The 7336-nt window shown below is 57.2% G+C and carries 5 protein-coding genes; 2 read left to right on the top strand and 3 right to left on the bottom strand.

Annotated features, from left to right (window positions below):
• Positions 1–2: 2 nt before the first annotated feature.
• The 3 genes from alg8 to yaaA all read right to left on the bottom strand — a co-directional run bounded on the left by alg8 (position 3) and on the right by yaaA (position 4514).
• Complete coding sequence (gene alg8 / locus ACIONG_RS28140; protein WP_401304079.1) at positions 3–1523, bottom strand: mannuronan synthase; 1521 nt, start codon at positions 1521–1523, stop codon at positions 3–5.
• Positions 1524–1608: 85 nt separating this feature from the next.
• Positions 1609–2925 (bottom strand): nucleotide sugar dehydrogenase, encoded by a 1317-nt coding sequence (locus tag ACIONG_RS28135; RefSeq protein WP_213027627.1) that lies wholly within the window; start codon positions 2923–2925, stop codon positions 1609–1611.
• Positions 2926–3734: 809 nt separating this feature from the next.
• Positions 3735–4514, bottom strand: coding sequence for a peroxide stress protein YaaA (gene yaaA / locus ACIONG_RS28130; protein ID WP_401304076.1), 780 nt, complete (start codon positions 4512–4514; stop codon positions 3735–3737).
• 274 nt (positions 4515–4788) lie between these two features.
• Between yaaA and ACIONG_RS28125 the strand changes: the two genes are divergently transcribed.
• Positions 4789–5913, top strand: a complete 1125-nt coding sequence (locus tag ACIONG_RS28125) for a polysaccharide deacetylase family protein (RefSeq protein ID WP_213027629.1) — start codon at positions 4789–4791, stop codon at positions 5911–5913.
• A 337-nt stretch (positions 5914–6250) separates the two neighbouring features.
• Positions 6251–7336 (top strand): PhoH family protein (locus ACIONG_RS28120; RefSeq protein ID WP_401304073.1); only part of this gene is annotated, 1086 nt, incomplete at its 3' end.

Below are 7336 nucleotides of genomic sequence, written 5' to 3'. Positions count from 1 at the left end.
AATCATACGGCATAATACATTGAAAAAACAAAATGGACTTGACACACCATCAAAACCAGCAAATAGAATAAAATGCTGCCGGCGGAGAATGTCATGGTCCGAGACGACCAGGTGTTGAACCAACGTTGAAAGCTGGCGAGATCACGGGTCAGGGATGTGGGTTGGCGAGTCCAGGATTGTTGGTCGAGGCGGAAGAACACGCAGATCTTCACCAGCGCGCCGACGATCTGGTTGTAATAGAGAATCACCGGGTAAGCCGGGCCGATGCGGTGACCGGAACACGACAACAGCAGGGTCAGGATCAGGCGGGTGATGCCGATCCATAGCAGGTAAACCAGGATGAACGCGGTGCCGTACTTGAAGCTGGCGATGATCGCTACGGTCAGGCCGAGCAAGGACGTCCACATCGATACGCGCTGGTCGAACAGCACCACCGAGGTGAAGGCGCCGAGGCGTTTCACACCCAGGCCCAGTGCGCGCGAGTTCTGGCGCAGGTGGTTGCCGTACCAGCGGAACATCAGTTTGCGGCTGGCCTTGATGAAGCTCTTTTCCGGCGGGTGTTCAACGGTGTTGATCGCTGCGTCCGGCACGTAAAAGGTGTCGTAACCCAGGCGCATCAGACTGAACCAGCTCGACTTGTCGTCGCCGGTCAAGAACTTGAAGCGGCCCAGACGCCAGTGTTGCAGCGAGTCGCTTTCAACGTCGGCGATGAATTCCGGGTTGGTCACCACGGTGGCGCGGAACACCGACATACGACCGGTCATGGTCAGCACGCGTTTGGACAGAGCCATCGAGCACATGTTGATGTGACGCTGGGCGAAACGCAGCTTGTGCCATTCGCTCATGATGTAGCCGCCGCGCACTTCGCAGAATTCGTTGGTGGTCAGGCCGCCGACGTTGCCGAACAGCTGGAACCACGGCACGGTCTTGCGCACGGTGCCTTCACCGAGCACGGTGTCGCCATCGATCACGGCCACCACGGCGCGGTCGTCCGGCAGGTGGCGGGAGATTGCGCGGAAGCCGTAAGCCAGGCCATCACGTTTGCCGGTGCCGGGAATGCGCACGAAGTCGAGCTTCACGCGGTCGGGCGGATTCATCCGCGCCCACAGCGCCTTGACCAGCAGCTCATCGGACATTTCCACGATCGAGCAGACCACGGTGGTCGGCAGTTCGCAGTCGATGGCTTCGCGGATCACCGAGCTGTAGACCTGCGCGGTGGTCAACGCGTCGATACGGAAACTGGTGACCATCAGAAACACATGCGACGGGTCCGCCGCTTTACCCAGCTTGCGCACTTTACGGCGCAGGTGCGGGTAAACGATGTAGAGGAAAATCATGCCGCGCACAAAGTGCGTTGCACCCATCGAGTAGCGCCAGATACCGACGGCGCCAATCAGGAAAATGAAGTCCTTCGACTCGGAGTCGAATGTGGACGTGGGCAGCATCAAGGCCAGGCCCATCAGCAGACTGAGATAAAAAAGCCAGCCGGCTGATTGCAGAAAAAAATGTTTGAGCTTGGTCATCAGCGTCATCCGAAGGTATTAGAGGCTTCGAGCTGCAAGCCTCGAGCTGCAAGCTGCAACTCGAGGCTTGTCGCTTGGGGCTGCTTTACCAGCAGATACCTTCGGTGCGCGTACCGGCATCGGTGGCCTTGGCCATGAAGCCCACCAGGTCGATGACCTGTTTGCCGTGCGGAGCCTGCTGCGCCAGCGCGCGGAATTTCTCGTCGCGGTTGCCGAGGATGATCACGTCGGAGTTGTTGATCACCGAATCGAAGTCCGCGTTGAGCAGGGACGATACGTGCGGGATTTTCGACTCGATGTAATCTTTGTTCGCGCCATGAACACGGGCGTACTCGACGTTGCTGTCGTAGATGCTCAGGTCGTAACCCTTGCCGATCAGCATTTCGGCCAGTTCCACCAGCGGGCTTTCGCGCAGGTCGTCGGTGCCAGCCTTGAAGCTCAGACCGAGCAGGGCGACTTTGCGTTTGTCGTGGCTTTCAACGATGTCAAAGGCGTTCTGCACTTGCGATTCGTTACTGCGCATCAGCGAGTTGAGCAGCGGTGCTTCGACGTCCAGCGAACCGGCGCGGTAGGTCAGGGCGCGGACGTCTTTTGGCAGGCACGAGCCGCCGAACGCGAAGCCCGGACGCATGTAGTACTGGGACAGGTTGAGGGTCTTGTCCTGGCAGACCACTTCCATCACTTCGCGACCATCGACGCCGACCGCTTTGGCGATGTTGCCGATCTCGTTGGCGAAGGTCACTTTGGTCGCGTGCCAGACGTTGCAGGTGTACTTGATCATCTCGGCGACAGCGATGTCCTTGCGGATGATCGGTGCGTCGAGTTCTTCGTACAGCGATTGCAGAACGTCTCCCGAAGCCTTGTCGAACTCGCCGATGACGGTCATCGGTGGCAGGTCGTAGTCGGCGATGGCGGTGGATTCACGCAGGAACTCAGGGTTAACTGCGACGCCGAAATCAACGCCAGCCTTTTTGCCGGAGCAATCTTCGAGGATCGGGATGACCACATTGGCGACGGTGCCCGGCAGCACGGTGCTGCGCACGACGATGGTGTGGCGGGTGGTTTTTTCACGCAGGACAAAACCGATCTCGCGGCATACCGCTTCGATGTAGTTCAGTTCCAGGTCGCCATTCTTCTTGCTCGGCGTGCCGACGCAGATCATCGACAGGTCAGTGTCACGAATCGCTTCGGCGAAGTTGGTCGTGCCACGCAGACGACCGGTTTGAATACCCTGTTGCAGAAGTTCGCCCAGGCCCGGTTCAACAATGGGAGATTTGCCAGCGTTGATCATGTCGATCTTGTCTTTGGCAACATCGACGCCAACCACGTCATGGCCCCGTGCAGACAGGCAACCGGCACATACTGCGCCAACGTAACCCAAACCAAATATGCTGATGCGCATCGCAATTACCTCTGTATATATCAGGCCTTAGAAGGCCGGAGTTAATGGTGTTCAGCGGTCACTAGTGCACTCGGAAGTGCGGCTTGGAGACGCCGCAATACCGTGTGCAGGCATAAAAAGTTCCGAGTGTCTAAATAAGTGCACTCAAGATGTGCGCAACTAGGCCTTGTAGTTGTGACGTGCCCTGTTATGCAGCCGATCTTCCGTTCGGAAGACGCTTGTGCAATCGTCTAATGCGCTCGATGTCAGGCGTAAAGCCCGTGGATCAAGCGGTCTGGTGCTCAGGCAAGCACGTTTATAGGGGCGCGGCCTTGGCCTTGTAGGGGATATTAATGGTGCGTATCTCCTGTCCTTCAGTATGTTTTCGGACTAGTTAGTCATCTAGGCAAGTTGCTGTGACAACTTGGTTACATGGCCTTTTGTCCTACGTAAGTTATCTCGTACAAACTCGGCGAGAATCGTTACCGGTGGTATGAGCTATGCATTTGGATGAAGTTCCTGTCCGCTCATCGCGAAATCTGAAATTTCTTGAAATATTGTCGAAGATGGCACTGGTCTCAATTTGATAGCACTTTCGTTTTCGCCCTTTATATGTAGGCGAATAATCGCGGTAGATAGTTTTGTGCCACTACTGCGAAAAAATTTACGTGCCACTACTGAAAAAAATGATCAGTGTCGAGTGAAACTAATATTAGAAAGGACAGGTGAGGTTTTTTGGCGCCATTAAAATGGCGAAAACAGGCGAGGGATTTTTGACATCGTGCGAGCTGCACGACTCTTTAAACAAAGAGTCGTGCAATGGGCATGCTTTATTCCGGGGCGTGGTCGCGCAGAAACACCAGGTTGTCCGGTTTCGATTGTTCGGCGCTGTAGCGATAACCCTGTACATCGAACTGCTTGAGCAAAGCGGGATCGTTGATTTTTTCCTGGATCACGAAGCGGCTCATCAGGCCACGGGCTTTCTTCGCGTAGAAACTGATGATCTTGTACTGACCATTCTTCAGATCCTTGAAGTCGGCATTGATGATCCGCGCGTTCAGGGCAGTGCGTTTGACCGCCGAAAAGTATTCGTTGGACGCCAGGTTGAGCAGCACATCGTCGCCCTGATCGGCCAGTGCTTCGTTCAGCCATTCACTGATGCGCGTGCCCCAGAAGGCATACAAGTCCTTGCCACGGGCATTGGCCAGTTTGGTGCCCATTTCCAGGCGATACGGTTGCATCAAATCCAGCGGACGCAGCAGGCCATAGAGGCCGGAGAGCATGCGCAGGTGTTTTTGCGCGTAATCGAAGTTCGCTTCGCTGAAGGATTGCGCGTCGAGACCGGTGTAGACATCGCCCTTGAATGCGAGCAGCGCCTGCTTGGCGTTTTCCGGGGTGAACGCCGGGGTCCAGCTGCCGAACCGTGCGGCGTTGAGCCCGCCGATCTTGTCGGAGACGTGCATCAGCTCGCTGATTTGCGCCGGCGTCAGGTCGCGCAATTGCTGGATCAGTTCCTGCGAATGGTCGAGGTATTGCGGCTGGGTGAAGCGCTGGGTCGCCGGCGGCGTTTCGTAATCGAGGGTCTTTGCGGGGGAAATCACCATCAGCATGAAGTCGTCTCCTTTAATCGTGGGGGCGATTCTAGGGGGTTGTCCTTGATGACTCCAGCTATCAAGCCCATAGGTGATCGACGGCTTGGCGATGATCGTTCCCACGCTCTGCGTGGGAATGCCGCCTGTGACGCTCCGCGTCACCGTCGAGCTGGACGCGGAGCGTCCGGGGAGGCGTTAACACCCAGAGCGTGGGAACGATCATCCGTGGCTAAGGGGAATGGGGCAGGATCAGCTATAGTGCCGCGCGGGTTTTGTTATGGAGACATCCCTTTTGCGCATTGTTCTTTTATTCACCGCGTGGCTGTTGAGCTTCGGTGCCGTGGCGGCGCCGGGCGATGTGGCGACGCTGGATCGCAGTACCTGGCCGGAGCAACTGACCAGCCCGACGCTGTTCGACGTCGCTTCCCGGGCGGAAATCCTCATGTTCGCCCGAGGCCTGCTCGGTACCGAGTCGATGGACGAGGCCGCTTTGGCCCAGCGTCTGGGGCTGCGCACGATCAATATCGACGCGATCAACAGCCTGCGCCAACGCCTCTGGCAGCGCCTGCTGGCCAACTACAACTTCGCCCAGCAGAGTTGCGATCAGGACGCATCGTTCTGCTTCCTCGTCGAAGACCTGCCGACCCTGCGCGAGCAGGCCGCCAAGTTCGTGGTCAGTGACGACAGTTATTACACCAAATGGGCCGAGCCGAGCCGGATCTTCCATTTGCAGTACCTCGACGAACTGCTGCGCAAGGCGGCGCTGTTCCCGCAGACCAGCAGTGAAATCGATCGTTTCGGCGACTATGAGCGCAACGGCGACGAGATGCATGACCGACTGTTTGTGCTGACATTCGACAGCGCTGCCAACGCGCAACCGGACAACGCCGACTGGCTCACTGAGTATCTGCGCAAGTCGAACATGAGCGGCACTTTCTTCATGTTGGGCAAGGATATCCAGGCACGTCTGGCCGACCGTTCGGCAAGCAGCCTGCAAGCGGCGTTCTCGCAACAATGCGTGGGTGTGCAGGGTTGGGAGTTCCGTTCCCACAGCCACTGGCAGGACTGGCAGGATTCGGTGCGGCGCAGCGCTGATCTGGTGAAGAACAAACTGCCGGAGAACTACGTACCACTGTTTCGTCCGCCGGATGGCCAGCGTCGTAGCGATGCGCAAGGTTTCTTCAACACCCAGGGCCTGCAAGTGGCGTTGTGGGACATCGATGCCCAGGACGGCGCCGGCAAGCTCAAGGGGCCCCAGAGCGGGCAACGGGTGCTGACCCTGATGCTGTTGTGGCGTCACGGGGTGATCAATTTCAACATGAAACAGGATGCAGTGAAGACGGCGATGCCGTGGCTGATCACGCAAACCGCGCAAAGCGGGATCGGTTGGGAAGACTGTCAGGACGCGTTTCGCTGAGAAACGCAGAAAGCCCGGAAACATTGGGGTTGGGGCGATTTTGTCAGGGAATTCGATGCAGGCGGACTTCCGACTCTAACGGGGGCAGGGCGGTCCGCCAAGGGCTTTTCGTCACTTTGCAAAATAAACTTAAAAAAACCGTCAAAGTGCTTTTTTATGTCATGGGTTTTGGAGTATTACGAAGACAGACCGCCGAAACCTGCAACACAGGTGGCGTCTCCCAAGACCCATTTGTTTGCAGTCACTTGAATCTCCGCAGGTGAGATTTCGGCAGTCACTTCGAGGCGCAGCACCGCTCAGGTATTGCGTCTACTGGCTCTGACAAAGGTGACCGAGTATGGATGATCACGGACGTAGCCCTTCTTCCAACCAGCCAATCCTTTATGTACTCGATACCAACGTATTGATTCACGATCCAAACGCCCTGCTGAATTTCGAAGAACACCACGTCGCAATCCCGATGACCGTGCTTGAGGAGCTGGACAAGCTCAAGAGCGGGCATCACAGCGTGGCCGCCGAATGCCGTCAGGCCATCCGGCTGATCGACAAGACCTTGGGCGATGCTTCCCCGGAAGACGTCGAACTGGGTGTGCCGATCCAGCGCGGCAAGAGCGGGCCGAAGGGCTTGCTGTCAATTCTGATGAGCAAGCAGGCTGAGTCGAACCTGATTCTGCCCGAGCATCTGAACGACAACAAAATCATCAACCAACTGATCGACCTGCACACTCGCGAACCGAAAAAACCGGTGGTGCTGGTCACCAAAGACATCAACATGCGCCTCAAGGCGCGCGCCTGCGGCATCGATGCCGAGGATTACAGCACCGACCAACTGGTCGATGACGTGTCCCTGTTGCCCAACGGCTACCACAACATGACCGGCTCTTTCTGGGACCGTGTGAGCAAGGTCGAAACCCGTCAGGACCACGGCCGCACCTGGCACCAGGTGCAATTGATCGACAACCTGCCGGCGGTGCACATCAACGAATTCATCATTGATGAACAGGGCTTCGTGGGCTGGATCAAGGAGATTGAAGAAGACCGTTTGCTGATCCTCGACCTGCATCAGGAACCGCTGCTGCATCAGGAAGCGTGGGGGCTCAAGCCGCGCGACATCTATCAGAGCCTGGCGCTGTATGCGTTGCTCGATCCGGACATTCACCTGGTCAACCTGTCGGGTGCCGCAGGCTCCGGTAAAACCATTCTGGCGCTGGCCGCTGCCATCGAGCAGACCATGGTCAGCAAGCGTTATCGCCGCATCATCGCCACCCGCAGCGTGCAGGGCCTCGACCAAGAGATCGGCTTCCTGCCCGGCACCGAAGCGGAAAAAATGGAGCCTTGGCTGGGCGCCCATTTTTACGCGTGGGTGGAGATCGGAAGATCACACCTAAGAACTCCACTCACAGATGTGCATCTGGGATTGCGG

The sequence above is a fragment of the Pseudomonas sp. NPDC087817 genome (genome assembly GCF_044742875.1).
Lineage (GTDB): Bacteria > Pseudomonadota > Gammaproteobacteria > Pseudomonadales > Pseudomonadaceae > Aquipseudomonas.
Note: the sequence above shows the minus strand (reverse complement) of the source record. Positions and strands in the feature narration are given on the sequence as shown.